Raw genomic sequence first — 18061 nt, 5'->3', positions numbered from 1 at the left:
ACCAGATTGGCGGCACACCCAATGACCGAAATTCACGAAGCCACTCGTCCCTCGCCCAGTATCGTGCCCGCGCCACCCCTTCTCGGCGTGCGCAACATCGAGGTCGTCTATGACGACGTCATCCTGGTGCTGCGCGGCCTCAGCCTCGACGTGCCCAAGGGCGCGATCGTGGCGCTGCTCGGGGCCAATGGTGCCGGCAAGTCGACGACGCTGAAGGCGATCTCGGGGCTGCTCAAGACCGAGGACGGCGAGGTCACGCGCGGCGAGATCCTGTTCGAGGGCGAGCGCATCAACGGCATCGACCCCGACAAGATCGTCCGCCGCGGCATCTTCCAGGTGATGGAGGGGCGCCGCATCGTCTCCGACATGACCTCGCTGGAAAACCTCAAGCTCGGCGCGTTCACCCGCAAGGACCGCGAGGTCGATGCCGACATCGACATGGTCTTCAACTATTTCCCGCGCCTGAAGGAGCGCACCGGCCTTGCCGGCTATCTCTCCGGCGGCGAGCAGCAGATGCTCGCGATCGGCCGCGCGCTGATGGCACGTCCGAAGATGATCCTGATGGACGAGCCGTCGATGGGCCTGTCGCCGCTGCTGGTGAAAGAGGTGTTTTCCATTATCCAGAAGATCAACCGCGATCTCGGCGTCACCATCCTGCTGGTCGAGCAGAACGCGCGCGCTGCGCTGTCGGTGGCGAGCCACGGCTACATCATGGAGCAGGGCAAGGTCGTGCTCGACGGCACCGCGGACGAATTGCGCGACAACGAGGACGTCAAGGAGTTCTACCTGGGCGGCGCCGGCGACCAGCGCAAGAGCTTCAAGAACCTCAAGAGCTTCAAGCGGCGCAAGCGCTGGCTCTAACCGTCCAACACCTGCTCCGCTTCCGTGACTGCGCAGAGAACATGATAGAACGACGACGCAGGAATGGTGTCGACCAGCGATTTGCCGTCGCGATCGAACTGGTCGTACCAGCCGCCCCGCACGGGATGGCTGAGATAATGCCGCTCGAGCCGCACCAGGGCCGCGCGCGCCTCGTCCGCCGCGCCCGCCTCGCCGGATTCGGCCTGCGCAATCCACGCCTTCGCGATCTCGGTCTGCGGCCACAGCCGGCGCGTGCTGCGACGGATGTTGCCGGCGGCATCACCCTCGTCGATCAGGCAGCCCGTCGCCTCGTCGCGATAGCGCAGCGCGGTCGCCAGCAGCTCCGCACGCCGCTGCCCGGTCGGGCAGCCCGTGATGCGCTCGAATCCCTTCAGCAGCCAGCCCCACTCCGCCTGATGGCCAGGCTCGACACTGACCGGCTCGATCTTCGACCAGTCCTCCTCGAAATACTCCGACAACACGTGCTTCTGCTTGTCGTAGAGGTTGGCGAGGAACAGCGCGAAGAATTCGCCGGCGCGGTTCTGGAACGACAGATCGTGGGTCGCGTCGAAGCACGCGATCATCGCCTCGAACAGGTGCATATGCGGGTTCTGCCGGCGCGGCAGCGAGACCGGCAGCCCCTCGTGGACGCCGCCATGCGGCGAGCGCAGGTGGCCGTCGAGGAAGGCGAGCAGCGTGTCGATCTCGGCGCGAACCTGCGCGTCCTTGTCGAGCGCATAGACGGTCGCGAGCGCAAACAGGATGAAAGCGTGGTCGTAGGCGTCGCGCCGACCGTCCAGCACCGCGCCCTCCGGCGTCAGCCGGTGCACATAGCCGGGCCTGCCGTCGGGCGCCTTCGCGCGTGCCAGCAGGTGTTCCAGCCCCTTCAGCGCGATGCCGCGCCCCTCAGGATACCAGCCCATCTGCGCCGCCTTGGCGTAGCAGTAGATCTGGCGGGCCTGCACGAACACGCGCCGCGGCGCGGCGGCATCCGCCGTGCCGTCGCGGTGCAGCCGGTCGATGAAGCCGCCCGCGACAGGGTCCCAGCCGACCGTCGACCACAGCGGCATCGCGTCGTCGATCATGCGGCGCTTCAGGCGCGCGACGACGCCAGCCGCCTCCCCCGCCGCCTTGATCCGTTCGTCCGCCATCTCGCGCTCTCCACGTCCCGACAATGGCCGTCTGATACCCATGCCAGCGGCGGCGTGCAACGGATGCCAACCCGGAAAGATCAGCCATGACCGCCCATTACGACGCCCTCGAGACGCGCGAGCAAGCCGCGCGCGAGGCCGAGCTGTTTTCGCGCCTGCCGAGCGTGCTGCGCAGCGCGATGACGGCGCCCGCCTACGCCGAACGGCTCAAAGGTGTGGATCCGGCCACAGTGACCACCCGCGCGGCGCTGGCGCGCCTGCCGGTGCTGCGCAAGTCGGAACTGCCGGCCCTCCACAAGGCCTCCGCGCCCTTCGGCGGCTTCGTGGCGGCGGCGCCGGGCTCGTTCGCACGGCTCTTCACCTCTCCGGGCCCAATCTTCGAACCGGAGGGCCGGCAGGCCGATCCCTGGCGCGGGGCACGGGCGCTGTTCGCGGCCGGGTTCCGGCCCGATGACATCGTGCTCAACACCTTCAGCTACCACCTCACCCCCGGCGGCTTCATCTTCGATGCTTCGGCGCGCGCGCTCGGCTGCGCGGTGATCCCGGCCGGGCCCGGCAATACCGAGCAGCAATTCGAGCTGATCGAGGCCTACCGGCCGGTCGGCTATAGCGGCACGCCCGACTTCCTGAAGATCCTGCTCGATGCAGCGGCGACCGCGGGCCGCGACGTCTCCTCGATCAAGCGCGCGCTGGTCTCGGGTGCGGCCTTCCCGCCCTCGCTCCAGGCCGAGATCAAGGCGCGCGGCATCGACGCCTACCAGGCCTTCGGAACCGCCGATCTCGGTCTCATCGCCTTCGAGACGGAGGCGCGCGAGGGCATGGTCGTGAACGAAGGCCTGATCATGGAGATCGTCAAGCCCGGCACCGGCGATCCCGTTGCGGAAGGCGATGTCGGCGAGATCGTCGTCACCTCGCTCGACCCGCATCATCCCTGGATCCGCCTCGCGCTCGGCGACCTCACCGCGGCGCTGCCGGGCTCGAGCAAATGCGGTCGCACCAACATGCGGATCAAGGGCTGGATGGGCCGCGCCGACCAGACCACCAAGGTCAAGGGCATGTTCGTCCGTCCCGAGCAGGTCGCCGAAATCAGCAAGCGGCATTCCGCACTCGGCCGCCTGCGTCTCGTCGTCACGCGCCAGGGCGAGACCGATGCGATGACGCTGAAAGCGGAAGCAGCGGCAGCAAGCGAGGTTCTGCGCGAGGAGATCGCGGGCACGCTGCGGATGGTGACAAAGCTCGGTGGCGCGGTCGAGCTGGTCGGCCCCGGCACGCTGCCGAACGACGGCAAGGTGATCGCGGACGAGCGGTAAAACGCCGGGGCGACGAAGAACACCGGGCGGCGCGTTTCATACTTGCGTGAATTTGGTTTTGACACGCGAGCGATGTTTCGCGGCGGACGTGAGCCGCAAAACACTCTAAAGGGATTCGCGATTCCACTGTCTCTCCCCCATCTGCCGATCATGGCCACCGCGTTCGAATTCTGCCTGCCCGCGGCCGCCAAAGCCGTTCCTTCCGGCCCGACTGGAATCCTAGGTTCGCCGATGCGCAGCCTCTGCGGTCTCGCGTTCGGGAGCTGGAAGCTTAGTCGACGCCGCCGAGGTCCGCCGTAGGCGCGCGCCTGTCAAGTACACCTCGGAATGACGGCTTAAACGGTCGAGGTTTCCATTCGAGATCAGATCTGGCAGGCGCTTGATCGAAGACCATGTTCTTGGCCATTCGCTTCCCCATCTCGGGTTTGATGTGGGGGAATTTACTACGCAAAAGATGAAAGCTCGCCTCCCACAAGAATGGAGGCACCGGCACGATGCATCGGGCTCGATCGATGCCGTCAAAAATGCGACCAATCATTTCGCGATAAGTTATAGTTTCTCCGCCGGGCAGGTTATATATTTTGTTCTCCGCCCTAGCTGTAGACACGGCACTTACAGCGGCAATAGCGCAATCCGCTGCATGCACTGGCTGCCGCAAGCCATGCCCACGACCGCACAATGGGAAAAAGCGGATCTTTGAAATTAAGCTTGCTATCCGAGTGACATTTACATCCCTGCCTTCATCGTAGATCAGAGTCGGCCGCAACACCGTCCAACCAATACCGCGGCTCTCGCAGCCTTCTATGACATCCATTTCTGCCCTCGCGTATTCGGCGAGGCCGGCCCGTTCCTCGGGGTCCGCAGAATCGACTTTGGTCGAAATACTGGTGGTCGTGAAAAGGACGACACGCCTCAGCGAAGGCCGTGCCATGCTGGGGATGGCGTCTGCTAGAAGTCTTGCGCTCGCAGTGCAGTAGATAATCTCAACATCAGGCCACGCAACGCTCTGAGGATCTAAGAGATCGCCTCTGATCCATGTAACGCCTGCCGATCTTCGATGATTTCGCGACAGCCCGGTCGGCCTCTCGCCGGTAACCAAAAGCCGCTCTACAATGCGCGATCCGACTATCCCGGACGCACCAATGACTAAGCTCTTCGATTCCACCATCTTCCATACGCTCAATTCAGACTGATCTGGCTATTTTGACAGGCTACGGAGGCAATGCGCGAACTGCAAGTCTTGCTGATTAAGAAATCAATCCAACGTCTCGACGCGCACCCAGCCTAGACCGCCGATGCCAAGCGCATCGGCGGCTGCGCGCCCCAGATCGACACAGCGGCCGGCTATGAACGGCCTAAATCGGTCGACAGCGCCTCGATCAGCGTGCCTTTCCGCAGATTTGTGACGCGGAAACACCGGCCGAGATCGGCGCGCGAGGGGCGCGCAATGGTGTATGGATCTCATCGGCTCCAAGGCAAATCAATGTCGCCGCGGCCTTTGGCTCGTCTCGGAACCGCCGCAGCAAACTTCTTCGCCGCCAGACGCTTGAGCGTCTTGCCAATGAGATAAGCCGGCTCGAGAGAACCGCCTAGACTGTCGAGTGTCTTCCCTCCGACATGCCCCGAGCGGCGGCGGAGAGGCGATCTGTATGAAAATCACCTATCGAACCGTCATCGAACAGAATAGCGCCTCGTACCTAGCAAGATCCTTGTGCCTGGAGACGATTTCGTTCAACCCTTTTCCGATCGCTTTCTTGAATCCGCCGAGGTTGTTTTCTCGAAGGTCCTGCGCCCAAGTGAGTTCTTGGCTTGCGGAGGTGTCGCCTTCGTCCATTTCGGGATCAGAATCAGGGCGCTAAATTGGGCGGGCCGTATCCATTGGCCCTCGCCTACCTCCGGCAAATCGGATAAAGCCTTGCATTCGTCGGCTATTGGCTGGGCTCCACGCTTACCCATCCCTTGTTTGCGGGCCGGTACTCTTCGCTGCGTTCGCGCGATTGGATTCGAGCTGTCGCTCTGACGCAACTTGCTTCCTTGATTTCGCTAGCGATCAAACGCTCACGAAATCGACGGCATCAATCTTCGGTTCCGGAGCCACCGCGATCCGGCCGTGGTTGCTGCGGGAGATCGGCGGATCGATCTATTAACAGCGGGGCGATGAACGCATGGAGGTTTGACCCGTCAAACATATAGGCCGCGATGCCGGCTGCTTGCGCCGCAGCAAGATCACTCTGCTTGTCGCCGATCATGAAACTAGCGTCGATAGCTACGGGGTACCGCTCAAGCAGAGCTCTAATCATCCCCGGCTGCGGCTTACGACAGTTGCAGCGGACACGGTAACGCTCAACCAGGCCATCAGGGTGATGTGGGCAAAATTCGAACGCATCGATATGGGCACCAACAATAGCAAGCTCACGCGACATCCATTCGTGCAAGTTGCGAACATGTCGCTCCTCGTAAAATCCCCTAGCGATTCCCGATTGGTTCGTCACTACAAACGCAAAATACCCGGCGTCATTGACTCCTTTTACGGCCTGTTGGGCTCCTTCCACCCACCGAACCTTGTTCGGATCAAAAGTGTAGCCGTCGTCCTCGTTGAGGACGCCATCACGATCAAAGAAAACTGCCGGACGTATGGTTTTCAATATCTTCGTTCCCACAGACGACAGCGGTCAGAGTCATACCACGCACGAGCGTGGAGCCGCTCGCCACAAATAGTCTCCCAACGTTCGCCCTCCTGTGCCGAAACTCTCATGCCAACAGGCGGTCAGCTCTCTGTTCCCAAATAGGGAGTGCGCCTGCGATCTGACGACCGGATTAGCTGCTTCATCAGAGACCGATTCTTCGCAGCGCCGCGCATTGGCTAAATTTTCCCTACTCGTTCGCGGATGGAAGCTCGCGACCCGGTCGAAACCATGCCGAAGTGTTTCGACAACACTCTTCAGTTCATCCAAGTCGCTCATAGCGAAGCGAGCAAAGCCTTTCAATACCTACGACGGCGATGCACATGGTCGAGGGCGAGCCGCCGCCTGAGACCGTCTCGTTGCGCCGCGACCTTCTGCAGCGCCTCGTCAATGGCGGATGCGACCTGGCCGACCAGCTGGTTGTCCGCCTCATGGTCTCGGGCAGGCGCGCGGGTCCGAAACGGGCCTTCGGACCGCGAACGGCGAAACGGATTGATCAGCATCGCGCGTCTCCTCCTCGGCCCTTCGCCATGGCGCAATCCATCGCGGAGCAGCCTAGCACGGACGCGGCTCTTTTGGGAGCCTGGACCAGTTGTGGTGCCGGCGCCACGTCCCTGCCACACACTTCACGGCGCAGCACGCCCAATCGGCCTCGCATCAACCACGACGGGAGCATGATCGGCAAGACGCGAACCTCGCGACAATAGGCTTTGCCGCTGGCCAAAGAAGATCCAGGCGGTCGATGAATTCAGTCTCAGCACCGTCGAGACCGCCAGGCTGTACAATGTCGGAGCGATGATCGGAGGCCACGTTCCGAGAAAATGAAAATGGACGGCATAGATATCCAGGGATCGCTGGCCAAGAAACACCAGCGAGCGCTCCAGGAAGGCTGGCAAGCGGCGATAGATAATTCCTGCAAGATCGACGAATGCCAGAGTACCGGCCATGGCGACGATCATGAGGTAGATGCCATTGATCGACCGCGGATGCCCCCAGGAAGGCGGGAAATAAGCGACGAGCGACGACACGTCGGTGCGGTGCCAGAAGGGAACAAGCGCCAGGAAAATCACGTAGGGAAGCGGACGAAGAATAGCCGGCAAACCGCGCGAAAGCCCGATCTGGTAAACGAGGCCGGCGGCAACGTAGGGAAAGTGCAGCCGCGCAAGATAAAGACCAAGCCCGCTGGGAAGACAACGACTGGCGTAGTTCACAAGGACAGTTGCAACGATGAAGGCAAGAGCCTGGGTCCTACGATCGTCCCAGGAGATGGACCAGTTTTCCGGACACAAGCGACGGAACGCAACCACGAGCAGGCCTGCCGCCGTCAAGCCAATGCTGCATTGGAAAAGAACTGGCAGAAACCATAGCCCATTGTCCGGATATTGGATGATCTTGACCATGTAGGAGACAAAGTCACCCGAAGGATTCAGCGCGTAGCTGACAACAGCCCAGGTGAAGAACGGAATGAGAAGACGCTGCGCCTTCCTCCAGAGGTCAAGGCCAAAGACGGAAACATCGATTTGCGCGGTGACGTGCCGTTCCAGGACTTGCCGCTTGAAGAAAAACGCTGCTGTCATGCCCGAAACGAACATGAACATGGGCATGTGGAATGCGTAGATGAATTTGAACGGCCAGTAGTCGTCAAATTCCAGGGTCGCGCCTTGGAACGTATGACCGGCCACTACGGTGAGGATCGCAAAACCCTTCAGGCAGTCGAGAAATCCATCGCGAACCGCGGGTTGCGGCAATCTATCGGACATGCAGCCTCTTTGGAAACCAAGCGCAGCATAACAGCAACATCCGGAAAAGTATGCTGCGGGTTTCCAAAAGGAGCAAGCCGGATCAAAGACCTAAAGCGCGATGGCGGTTCAAAACACTTTCTTTGCCTCTTTGATTCGGTGTCGTCGGCTTTGCCGCCTGCGTACGGTATTCCAAGATAACGCCCCGCGAATTCCGCTCCACGAGCGGTGTAGTCGTCCTCGATGCGGATGATGTCGTCCTCGCCGAGATAGCCGCCGGTCTCGATCAGTTCCAGCATGATCTTGCCAGGATTTTCAAGCCGATGCGCGGCGTCCATCGGGATATAAATCGATTCGTTCTCGTGCACGGTCTTGCTCGTTGACGGTGACGCGCGCAGCGCCCCGCACAACGATCCAGTGCTCTGAGCGATGATAGTGCTTCTGCAGCGACAGTCGCTGGCCCGGCTTGACGATGATGCGCTTGACCTGAGGGCGTGCGCATTGTCGACCGACTGGTAGCTGCCCCAGGGTCGGTGCACCTTGAGATGATCGATGGTGACCTGCGGCGCCACCCTCTTGAGTTTGCCACAAGCCGCTTCAGGCCGTTGGCGTCCCTCTGCCGCGACACCAGCACGGCGGCCTGGGTCGCCACTCGCACATGGCGTTCAAATCGGGCCTGTTGGCAGCATCGATCGGAGTCGGGACCGGGATGATGAAAAAGTCGCAAGCGGGAGCCTGGCGTTCTCGCTAGTCAAACCAGCGTCGCGCGTAAGGTCGGAAGCCTCGACCTCACGGTGCGGTGCTGCCCCGCCTGAAGTTCCCGGACCCTTACGGCATCGATGTCGAACCCGATCACCGGGCTGCCCGCGCGCGCGAACGCCGCGGCCACGGCGTTGTCCGGCGGCCTGGGCTTCCTGCTGCTCGGCCGCCTGCATTGGGCCTGGCTGAAGCACTGGTGGGCGACCAAGCATATCCATGCCTGCTCGGTGATTGCCAATCAGGTGCTTTTCTCAAGGAAAGAGCGGGCCGAAGATCGCCGTCCTCTCGCTCACCATTCACGTGCTCGCGGTGGTGATCGCCTGGTGCTGCGTGCGCTCGATCGCAGCGGCCGGCGATTTCGAGCAGCTGTTCATGCTGACCCCGCCGTTCATCACCATGTTGCCGATCTCAATCGCCGGTTGGGAGGTGCGCGAGGCGACCACGATGGTGGCGTTCGGCTATGCCGGGCTCGCCCAGACCGACGGCACCGTGGTATCGATCCTGTTCGGCGCAGTCTACTTCATCGTGGGCGCGCACGGCGGGCTGGTCTGGATCTTCAGCGCAGAGAAAGCGTCAGGCCATATCGAGGTAGCTCACGCCGTAGAGGACTGATCGCGCGCCGACGTTAGGTCGGCCCGCTATGCCGCGCATGGACCGGGATTTCCGGCGAGGTTCGTGGGCGCCAGGAGCACCTGTCGCAGCTCACGCCACTGAGGCGCAATCGCCGGCGAAATCGGCCTCAACCGACGAAGTTGCATGGATCGGTTCAGGCCGGTGCTTACGGTCGCAATATCGACCGCCGCCTTGACGATGTGGTTTGTCATTCCTGCGAGCACCGGCAGGACTTCGCGGGTCGCAAGCCCATGGCGCCAGAGCGATCCCATGAAGGTCAGGCGGCCGGTAACCAGTTTCCTCAGGGAGAGCCGATCCTGGCGATAGGCGAGCAGCACGGCATCGACGGCGCCCAGCCTGGAGTGTCGGAAGCTGCGTAGCAGGAGATCCTGGTCTTCCGCATAGCCAATGCTGGAATCATATGGGTTGTCTCTGAACCAGGTCGCGCGCCCGCACCAGGTGGGGTGCGGAAACGGAAAGCCGGCAAAAGGCCGCGCCACGATGTCCTGATGGACACGACCGACCGGCAACTCGCCGACGAGCTCACCCGCGCTGGTGAAGACCACGGCGCCGCAGCCGATAAGATCGAGCCTGGGATCCTCGCGCAACCTCGCGACCTGCCGGGACAGACGATCCGGGAAGCAGATATCGTCAGCGTCCATCCGCGCAATGAACTCACCGCGGCTGAGCGTGACCGCCTGATTCAGTCGGACCGCAAGGCACGACGTGCTCGCCTCGCGGACCAGCCGAATGCGCGGATCGTTGAAGCCAGCGACAATGGCACCGCTCTCGTCGAAGGAGCCGTTATCGATGACGATCAGCTCCCAATCCGCAAGCGTCTGCTGCAGCACCGAGCGCACAGCCGCCTCCACGGTCACGGCGCTGTTGCGCATCGACATGATGACGGAAACGAGGGGCGGCCGATCCGGGATGCTCATTTGCAGGCCGGTGATCGCCGCAGTTTTCGCGCTGGCATCACATCGTGGCCAGTAGCGTCATGCCCGGCAGCCCGAGGCCGGACTTGATGACGCAGAAGCGTAAGGGGAATTTTTCCATGGTCTCCTCGACGGCGCGTGATGGATTTCATAGCCGAGCTTGAACGCCTGGTCGCATTCGTAAAAGATCCGAGCGGACACGCCGATATGCGTTCCCCAGTCGAACACCACCGATGGCTTGAGGTGGCATGGCGCGACAGTCATGAGCAGCAATTCGTTCTTCGGGTATGGGTGCGTGCCCGCCACCTGTACGATCTTCTCCAAAAGCAAGCTCGATAGCGTCCAGAAGATCGACCTTGAACTCGGACGCGATCGGGTTGCGGACGGGATCGGGCCAGGAGCTTTTGACAACCTGAGCCTCGACGGTCCGAGACTTGACGGTCCGGGACTTGATGGCCTGAGCCTTGCGGGGAGCTTGCCGACGAACACGCGTGCACTCGGAAGCGGCATGATGCCCCCTTGTTCCGTATCGCGCGCGCTGGTCACTCACCAGTCTATCAGACCAGAAGCCATCCGGGGGGATAAAGATCACCAGTTTTTCGCTTGGCCAATTCAGTCGCCGCAAACCACGCCCGCGGCGCGACGACAATCTTGTCCGGCGCGCGATTGAGCCACGCCCCCCACCAGCTGAAGGAGCTGTTGGCGATGACGTGATGGCGGCAACGCGCCATCAGCGCCATGTCTTCCCAGGGCCGCTCCGGATCGCCGCGGACGTGAACGAGGCGCGATTTCGGCACGAAATTCAGGATCTGTTCCGCCGCGGCAGGATCATCGGAGAATACGAAAAGCTCCGTCCGCTCGCCGATCTCTCCTTCGAGGCGGCCGAGCGCCTCGCTGTAGTAGGGCTCGCCCAGAATGCCGTGGAATTCGGCCGTTCCAGGATTGAGATAATCGCCGCGCCGGACATGCACCGATATGGGCAGCCGGCTGGCTTCGATGCGCGAAAGCACGTCAGCGGCCGCGCCGCCGAACGGCTCGCGGGGAGAAAACCAGCCACGCAAGCTCTCCGTGATCGAGCCAAAATAGCGCTCGCTCTGGAAATAGCCGAACAGCGAGGTCTGCGGCCCGAGCGCCTCGAACGCAGCGTCGTAGTGGAAATGCGGCTCGCGATATTCATGCGGCGACGGTGCAAGCTTCGGCAGGCCCGCCCGCCCGAGCAGCCGATCGATCCGCCCCTTCCATTTGACGGGCGAAAAATTTTTATCGGGCTGCGGCGCAATTTCAGCTTGCGCCGACGAGGCGACGGCCTCCGGCACAAGCAGGCGGTCCAGCAGAAACGAGCGGAGCGCATAATTGCGGAATCCGCTGAGGTCGAGGGCAAGAGGGACGCCATGACGCTCCGCAAGCGCCTTGCCGGCCGCATATTGGAACATCTGGTTACCTAGCCCGCCGATGAGAGACACCGTAATCACTTGGCACCTATTCCGCTGAGTGGGCGCGGCAAAGCACGGCGACCGCAGCACGTACGCCTTCATCAAGCCCGACCGAAGGCTGCCAGCCGAGTTCCGAACGAAGCAAATCTGGCGAGCCGACGAGCCAAGGCTCGTCGTCCCTGCGCATGTTGATTGCACCGAAACCAAGCAGGGACGCATCCGCGCCCATCGCCGCCGCGACGCGCTCGGCGAAATCTCGAACCGAATGGGCGCGACCAGTAGAAACGTTCCAGGTCGCGATGCCACCTTTGTCGCGACAATGCGAATCGGCCCGAAGCATGGCCTCGATAACGTCGTCAATGTAGACGAAGTCGAGGATCTGCGTGCCGGCCGATATGGCAACCCGCTCGCGTTTCGTCAGGCCGCTGACGAGCGCCGGCAGAAGCCTATGAGGTGCTTCACCCGCACCATAGACCTTGAAGAGACGTAACAGCCGGAAATCGGCGCCGTTGCTTTTAGCGATCGCGCTTGCCATGAGTCCGCCGGCCGCCTTCGATGAACCATAGAGCTTGCCCTGCTCTAGGGGCGAATCTTCCGTAAGCGGTTCCTGGGTCGATGGACTTCGATACTCCGAAAAGGTGCCCGCCATGATCATCCGCGCACGCCATTCGGTACAAAGCCGTACTAGGGTCGCCGGTAGCTCCACATTGATACGAATCATCTCATCGATGTCGCGGTGGTTCGGTCGGACACCATAAGCCGCCAGATGGAAGACCGTGTCGAAGGGCGCATGAAGCAGCCGCCGCAAGCCCGTCTCGGTGAAATCGTCGCAGGCAATGACGCTGATCCGGTCGTGCCATTCCGGCGGCAGCGCGCTGGATGATCTCGTCAAAACCGTGACGCGGCTGCCTTCCGACAGCAGGCGAGCGACGAGATGAGCCCCAATAAAGCCCGAGGCGCCAGTGACGAGAACGTTAACGGTCGGCATGATTCCTCAAGGCGTTACGATAGTGTTCGATTTGCCGATCGGTGATTTGCGCAGCGTCTGCTGGATTGGCTGTAAAGTCGCGATACCAGCCAGCGCTCAGTTCGATCGTATCCTTGAAGGATAAAGGGGGCGCCCAACCCAGCAGGCTTCGAGCCTTGGTGCTGTCGAGATGGAGGAAGCGTGTTTCGGGGAAACTGCCGGGCGCGTAGGTAATTTCCGGCGTTGTCCAGCTAGCACTGAGCTGTTCGACCAAATCCCGAACTGTCCGGGCGGCCTCATCGCTCGGACCGAAGTTCCAGTTGTCCGCGGCCAAGCGGTCGCCGCCCAACAGCCGAGCCGCGAGCACCAGATAGCCATGGACCAGCGCCATCACATGCTGCCACGGACGCACCGCGCCCGGGTTGCGCAGCGAGATCGGCTGGCGCTTCGTCACGGCGCGAACGAAGTCCGGGACGATCCGGTCGGCCGACCAATCGCCGCCGCCTATGATATTGCCGCCGCGGGCGTTAGCAATGAGCACACCATTGCCGCGCTCGGCCAGCGTCGCGCGGTAGGAGGCTGCAACCAGCTCGGCGCAGGCCTTGGAGGCGCTGTAGGGATCCTTGCCGCCGAGCGGATCCTGCTCGCGATAGCCCCACACCCAGTCCTGGTCGCGATAGACCTTGTCGGTGGTGATGCAAACGACGCACTTGACGTCCGGCGTGAGTCGCGCCGCCTCTAGCACATGCGCGGTGCCGAGCGCATTGGTGGCGAAAGCCTCGATCGGGTCCGCAAAGGATTTCGAGACCAGCGGCTGCGCCGCGAGGTGAATGACGACCTGCGGCCGATGCCTTGCAATCGCGCCGCGCACCGTGGCGAAATCGCGGATATCGCCGATGGTCGAAGAGATACCGTCTGCGATGTTTGCCGCCACGAACAGGCTGGGCTCGGTCGCAGGTTCAAGCGCAAGCCCCGCGACATCGCAGCCGATGCGCTTCAGCCAGCTGACGAGCCAGCCGCCGGTGAAGCCGCTGTGTCCAGTCACGAATACACGCGCTCCCCGCAATACGAGCTCGAAGTCGAGCAGAGGAGATTCAGGGCTTATGGCACTCATTTACGACCTTGCAGAATGGACACCGATCACCTTAAAGAGAGCACGGGCTGACGAAAAAGTTGCGAATGGGAGCCTGCCCGAGGATCGCCCGAGCCGGGATTCCGACCTGCCCCCCTTTAGCAAGAATGGGACATGCTATGAAAGCCTTCTCAGGCAACGGTTTGATGGACACGGGGTCCCTGTTCTTTAATCCCGAGTTGAGCCGTCTGACCACAAGTCGGACCACCTCGCTTTTTGCCGAGGACATCAAAGCGCACGATGCTGAGCTCAGGTCGGCCATCGCCGGCCGGCGCATCCTGGTGACCGGCGGCGCCGGAAGCATCGGCAGCGCCACGCTCGAGCTGCTGTTCCCTTACGCCCCTGCCGCCGTTCACGTCATCGACCTTGCCGAAAACGGCCTTGTCGAACTGGTCCGTGATTTCCGCTCGCGCCCGCAGTCGCTGGTCAGCGGCGAATTCCGCCTGTTGCCAATCGATTATGGCAGCGCCGCCGCCGAGCGCCTGTTGCAGACGGAGAAGCCCTACGATCTGGTGCTGCACTTTGCGGCCCACAAACACGTCCGGTCCGAGAAGGACGTTCCATCGGTCATCCAGATGATCGACACCAACGTCGTCAAGATGCACCGCTTCACCAAATGGCTGCAGAAGTACGGCCATGGAAAGCGCTATTTCGCGGTATCCACCGACAAGGCGGCGAACCCGACCAGCCTGATGGGCGCGAGCAAACGTCTGATGGAGCATGTGCTGTTTTCGATCGGCAACGAAGGCGCTTCGGTGACATCCACGCGTTTCGCCAATGTCGCCTTTTCCAATGGAAGCCTGCTGCAAGGCTTTCTGTACCGGCTCGCCCGCCGACAGCCCCTGGCCGTGCCGCGTGAGGTACGCCGCTACTTTGTGAGCCCGAGGGAAGCGGCGGAGATCTGTCTGTTGACCGCGGGCGCCGCCGCACCCGGACACATCACCTTTCCCCGACTTGATCCGAACGAACACTTGCGGCCCCTGGTCGATATTGCCGTGGCGCTGCTGCAAGAACTTGGTCTGCAGCCTGCGTTCTACGAGCACGAGGCGGAGGCATGTGCGGCAACCGAGACCGAACTCAAGCGCGGCTCCTATCCCGTTCTGCTGACCCCGCTCGATACCAGTGGCGAAAAACCCTACGAAGAGTTCGTGGCCGTCGACGAGAAGCCAGCACCGACGGACTTCGCCGCGTTGAGCGCGTTGCGATACGTGCCGCCCCCGATCCCCCTCGAACCGGCCCTGGCGTTTTTCGACGAGATCGCGACGGATGCGGGCATGAAACTGGAGAAATCGGACATCGCGCGCCACGTCGCCTCTGTCGTTCCCGGCTTCAAGCACATCGAGACCGGCCGCAGCCTGGACGACCGCACCTAGGCGCCCCGGCCTTTGGCGTGGGCAACCAGGCCACGCAGCCCATCCTCGAGCGTAATCGACGGCGACCAGCCGGTCGCATCCCTGATCGCCGCAATGTCGGCGATCACGTCCGGTATGTCGTTGACGCGCCGGTTGCCACGGCTGACGAACGGTTTGCCGACATTGGCGGCGCTGCGCACGATCTCCGCCACCTGCGCGACCGAGTAGGACTTTCCCGAACCAATATTGAAGACAGCCCCGGGTCTGGGATTCCTGCGAATGCAGTCGATAGCGCCGACGACGTCGTCGAGATGCACGTAATCGCGCCTCGGCGTATCGTCCTCCACCACGATGGCGGCGCTAGAATCGATCGCCTGCTCGACGATGTGCGGAATCAGGAAATTCACCGGCTGTCCCGGGCCGTAGATGTTGAACGGACGCACGATCATCACCGAGACCTGCAGGCATTCGAAGAAGAAGCGGCAGGCGTCTTCGGCGGCCTTCTTCGAGAAGGCATAGGGATTGTTCGGCTTCAGCGGCGCGGTTTCCGGGATCGGCAGCGTCTCGGGAATGCCGTAGCAATAGCCGCTCACATGGATCAGCCTCGCCTGGGTCTTCCGGCAATAGTCGAGCACATTGACCGTGCCGAGCACATTTATGCGGTAGAAATCGGCCGGTTCGCTCCATGATGCCGGCACAAAGGTTCGGCCCGCGAGATGAATGACCCAGTCGACGGTAACGTCTGGAAAGGCGCCTGCCGCTACGTCGAGCACGCCGCGGTCCGGTGCATGGACCTCGACGCCCCGCTCTCTCAGAAGCTGGACGAGCCTGCGGCCAACAAAGCCGCGGCCGCCCGTCACCAGCACACGGTCGGTCACAGGAAGCGCTTCCGGTCCTTCTCGAACTCGATGGTGGCGCGTTCGTAGTCGTCCGGTCGACCGATATCGAGCCAGTAGCCATCATGCCGTTTGACATTGACCGGCTCGCCGGTCGCGATGAGTTTGAGCATCAATTGATCAAACCCGAAGGGGCCGGTCGGCGGGATATGATCAAGCACGCGCCGATTGACGCCATAGATGCCCATGCTTACAAGTTGGGGCAGCTTCGGCTTCTCCCGGAATTCCAGCAGGCGTTCACCCTCGACGCCAAGAACGCCATAGTCCAGGACCTGGTCGCGACTGGTCGCACCGATGGTGAAGATCGCGCCGGATGCGACGTGATCTGCAAGAAATGTTGACAGATTCAGATCACTCAACACGTCGGCATTGATGACCAGAAAATTGTCCGGAAGATCACTGATCAGTCGAAGAGGCGCGATCGTGCCCAGAGGCTCGTTTTCAAGGGAATAGCGAAGCTTCAGTCCCCATCGCTCGCCGGTTCCGAAATAGGCCTTGATCAGATCGCCCATGTGATTGATCGCCAGCGTCGCCCCATCGTAGCCGGCATTCGTTAGTTTGCGGATCACGATCTCCACGATCGGCGTGTCCACCAGCGGGACCAGCGGCTTCGGAAGCGTCAGGGTGTAGGGCCGGAGGCGGGTGCCCCGACCGCCGGCCAGGATGACTGCGTGTTTCATGCTACGCTCGAGATTGGCTGCCCCGGCGGATCCAGCGCTGGCTGATCCCGGGACTGCAGGTCAGTGATACAGACATCGGGCGTCTTGCCCGAAAGAATGTCCTCATAGTACCCGGCAACGACCTCCCAGGTGAAGTGCTTGCGCCACCGCTCTCGTCCGGTCGTCCCCAACCGGGCAAGCATGTCCGGTTTGCGCATGCAATTTGCCATCGCCTTGGCGAGGTTTTGCGGATCGACGCGGGTATAGCCGAAAGTGTCTTTTGAAGCCTCGCAGAGCAGTCCGCTCCCGGTCCAGCGCACGATCTCGTCGGCATTGCCGACCGGAACCGTCAGGAATGGCGTTCCGGCCGCGGCCGCCTCGTACAATACCAGCGGAGAATATTCGATCCGCGAGGCAAAGACGAAGAGATCGGCAGCCATGTAGGCCTGAATCAACTCCGGCCGCGTCAGATCGGTCAGGATCGCCCGCTTCAGCGGTTGCGCGGAGGCTCTTGCAGCTATGCTCTCGATGCTCTCAAGCCGTGCAGATGGCGGCGGCGTGCCCGTGGTCGCTATGTGTGCGCCTTCACGCTGCATATCGGAACAAGGGGCCACGCCGATGGGTGCGCGCGGCCTCCTGCCAAGCTTGCGCAGGGCCAGTTGCTTGATGCCTGGCCATCCTTCGACCCGCGCGATGTGAGCAACGCGCCGGACGGCAGAGTCGATAAAGCGGGCGACGTGACCCAGCCGCGAGTTGACCAGACGGATGACGATAGCCTGGCGCAATTTTTCCAGCGCCCGCCGCACAAGCCGTCGCAACCCGGGCCAGCCCTCGCGCCTGGTCACGGCGACCGCACGAGTAGCTAGGGTCATGGCAAAGCGAACGGCGGCCTTTACGTGCCGGAGATATCCCGACTCGATGGCGGGCCATCCCGCGATCGACAGCAACACCGCGGATCGTCCACTTGTATCCAAGTGCAAGAACGCCTCGACGACGTCGCGATGGCCCTTGGCCTCGATCGGATTGCCGACGGTCATGAACAGGAACGCATCTTCCGGTATCGCCATCCGTTGGCGAAAGTCAGGATCCGCTTCCCGCTCGAAATCGGCCTCGCTGATGCCGTTGGGCAGCACCGTCAAATTAGTCAGGCCGATGTTTCGGACGAAATCGATGTCGCGATATCTTTCGGCGTTGAAGACGAGATGATCGAACTTCTTGAGGATGTCCGGAAGCTTCCGGAAATAGTCCGCGAAATCGGGCTCGTAGAGCCCCGAAAAGCCGCAAGGAATGAATACTTTGCGCGCCTTGATGTCGTCGAACACAGTCCACAGCGCATCAAAGCTCCATTGCTGCGCGGCCATGATGAGGATCGCGTCGACGGGGCACGTCCTGACGAACTCGCGATAAGCCTCGATCTCGCCGTTCAGGCCATAGGCCGACTTCCCGCCCGCATCGAACGCGCGAATCCTGACGCCGTTGACAACCTTCGATCGCCTGTCCGGATGGATACTCGTGGCCACCGTGACGTCATGGCCCCGCGCGGCCATGCGTTCGGCGATCTGCCGCATGAC

General features: G+C 62.1%; 16 protein-coding genes and 2 pseudogenes. 4 read left to right on the top strand and 14 right to left on the bottom strand.

Annotation, left to right across the window (positions count from 1 at the left end; translation table 11 throughout):
- The first annotated feature begins 21 nt into the window (after positions 1-21).
- Positions 22-861: an ABC transporter ATP-binding protein gene (locus tag ACFLEY_RS14145; RefSeq protein WP_028173186.1), complete on the top strand. Its 840-nt coding sequence runs from the start codon at positions 22-24 to the stop codon at positions 859-861.
- On the opposite strand, the gene ACFLEY_RS14140 is transcribed toward ACFLEY_RS14145, so the two are convergent.
- Positions 858-2012: an AGE family epimerase/isomerase gene (locus ACFLEY_RS14140; RefSeq protein WP_060908266.1), complete on the bottom strand. Its 1155-nt coding sequence runs from the start codon at positions 2010-2012 to the stop codon at positions 858-860. The genes ACFLEY_RS14145 and ACFLEY_RS14140 overlap by 4 nt on opposite strands.
- An 86-nt stretch (positions 2013-2098) precedes the next feature.
- Between ACFLEY_RS14140 and ACFLEY_RS14135 the strand changes: the two genes are divergently transcribed.
- Positions 2099-3322, top strand: a complete 1224-nt coding sequence (locus ACFLEY_RS14135) for a phenylacetate--CoA ligase family protein (RefSeq protein ID WP_028173184.1) — start codon at positions 2099-2101, stop codon at positions 3320-3322.
- Between the two features lie 271 nt (positions 3323-3593).
- Here the strand turns inward: ACFLEY_RS14135 and ACFLEY_RS14130 are convergent, their stop codons facing one another.
- The 5 genes and pseudogenes from ACFLEY_RS14130 to ACFLEY_RS14110 form a co-directional block, all read right to left on the bottom strand.
- Positions 3594-4490: an NAD(P)-dependent oxidoreductase gene (locus tag ACFLEY_RS14130; RefSeq protein ID WP_049832474.1), complete on the bottom strand. Its 897-nt coding sequence runs from the start codon at positions 4488-4490 to the stop codon at positions 3594-3596.
- A gap of 907 nt (positions 4491-5397) precedes the next feature.
- Positions 5398-5958 (bottom strand): HAD-IIIA family hydrolase, encoded by a 561-nt coding sequence (locus ACFLEY_RS14125; RefSeq protein WP_039185975.1) that lies wholly within the window; start codon positions 5956-5958, stop codon positions 5398-5400.
- 347 nt (positions 5959-6305) lie between these two features.
- Positions 6306-6509, bottom strand: coding sequence for a hypothetical protein (locus tag ACFLEY_RS14120; RefSeq protein ID WP_028173183.1), 204 nt, complete (start codon positions 6507-6509; stop codon positions 6306-6308).
- A gap of 123 nt (positions 6510-6632) precedes the next feature.
- The gene (locus tag ACFLEY_RS14115; RefSeq protein ID WP_082755281.1) at positions 6633-7766 is read right to left on the bottom strand and encodes an acyltransferase family protein; all 1134 of its coding nucleotides are present in this window, start codon (positions 7764-7766) and stop codon (positions 6633-6635) included.
- 200 nt (positions 7767-7966) lie between these two features.
- Positions 7967-8403, bottom strand: a pseudogene (locus ACFLEY_RS14110) (cupin domain-containing protein); the annotation flags it as partial.
- Positions 8404-8635: 232 nt separating this feature from the next.
- Here ACFLEY_RS14110 and ACFLEY_RS14105 point away from each other — a divergent pair.
- Positions 8636-9116 (top strand): annotated as a pseudogene (locus tag ACFLEY_RS14105) (UPF0104 family protein); the annotation flags it as partial.
- A gap of 26 nt (positions 9117-9142) precedes the next feature.
- Here ACFLEY_RS14105 and ACFLEY_RS14100 read toward each other — a convergent pair.
- From ACFLEY_RS14100 to rfbG, 5 genes are all read right to left on the bottom strand, one after another.
- A complete protein-coding gene (locus ACFLEY_RS14100; protein WP_049832473.1) occupies positions 9143-10054 on the bottom strand; it encodes a glycosyltransferase family A protein in 912 nt (303 codons plus the stop codon).
- 57 nt (positions 10055-10111) lie between these two features.
- A complete protein-coding gene (locus ACFLEY_RS14095) occupies positions 10112-10375 on the bottom strand; it encodes a hypothetical protein (RefSeq protein ID WP_129557340.1) in 264 nt (87 codons plus the stop codon).
- 233 nt (positions 10376-10608) lie between these two features.
- Complete coding sequence (locus ACFLEY_RS14090) at positions 10609-11523, bottom strand: alpha-1,2-fucosyltransferase (protein WP_063824236.1); 915 nt, start codon at positions 11521-11523, stop codon at positions 10609-10611.
- Positions 11524-11530: 7 nt separating this feature from the next.
- Positions 11531-12472 (bottom strand): NAD(P)-dependent oxidoreductase, encoded by a 942-nt coding sequence (locus ACFLEY_RS14085; protein WP_028173177.1) that lies wholly within the window; start codon positions 12470-12472, stop codon positions 11531-11533.
- Entirely contained in the window at positions 12459-13565 is a 1107-nt protein-coding gene (gene rfbG / locus ACFLEY_RS14080; RefSeq protein WP_039185634.1) for a CDP-glucose 4,6-dehydratase, read from the bottom strand. The genes ACFLEY_RS14085 and rfbG overlap by 14 nt, the downstream gene beginning before the upstream one ends.
- 137 nt (positions 13566-13702) lie before the next feature.
- On the opposite strand from rfbG, the gene ACFLEY_RS14075 reads away from it, so the two are divergent.
- Positions 13703-14956, top strand: coding sequence for a polysaccharide biosynthesis protein (locus ACFLEY_RS14075; protein ID WP_231166544.1), 1254 nt, complete (start codon positions 13703-13705; stop codon positions 14954-14956).
- Here the strand turns inward: ACFLEY_RS14075 and ACFLEY_RS14070 are convergent.
- From ACFLEY_RS14070 to ACFLEY_RS14060, 3 genes are read right to left on the bottom strand one after another with little or no spacing between them, the layout of a single operon-like run.
- A complete protein-coding gene (locus ACFLEY_RS14070; protein ID WP_028173174.1) occupies positions 14953-15813 on the bottom strand; it encodes an NAD(P)-dependent oxidoreductase in 861 nt (286 codons plus the stop codon). The two genes, ACFLEY_RS14075 and ACFLEY_RS14070, sit on opposite strands and share 4 nt — an antisense overlap.
- Positions 15810-16511 (bottom strand): nucleotidyltransferase family protein, encoded by a 702-nt coding sequence (locus ACFLEY_RS14065; RefSeq protein ID WP_028173173.1) that lies wholly within the window; start codon positions 16509-16511, stop codon positions 15810-15812. Before ACFLEY_RS14065 ends, ACFLEY_RS14070 begins: the two co-directional genes overlap by 4 nt.
- A complete protein-coding gene (locus tag ACFLEY_RS14060; protein ID WP_129557341.1) occupies positions 16508-18058 on the bottom strand; it encodes a glycosyltransferase family 4 protein in 1551 nt (516 codons plus the stop codon). The genes ACFLEY_RS14065 and ACFLEY_RS14060 overlap by 4 nt, the downstream gene beginning before the upstream one ends.
- Between the last annotated feature and the right edge of the window lie 3 nt (positions 18059-18061).

This window comes from Bradyrhizobium sp. YCK136, assembly GCF_044570075.1.
GTDB lineage: Bacteria > Pseudomonadota > Alphaproteobacteria > Rhizobiales > Xanthobacteraceae > Bradyrhizobium > Bradyrhizobium diazoefficiens.
Note: the sequence above shows the minus strand (reverse complement) of the source record. Positions and strands in the feature narration are given on the sequence as shown.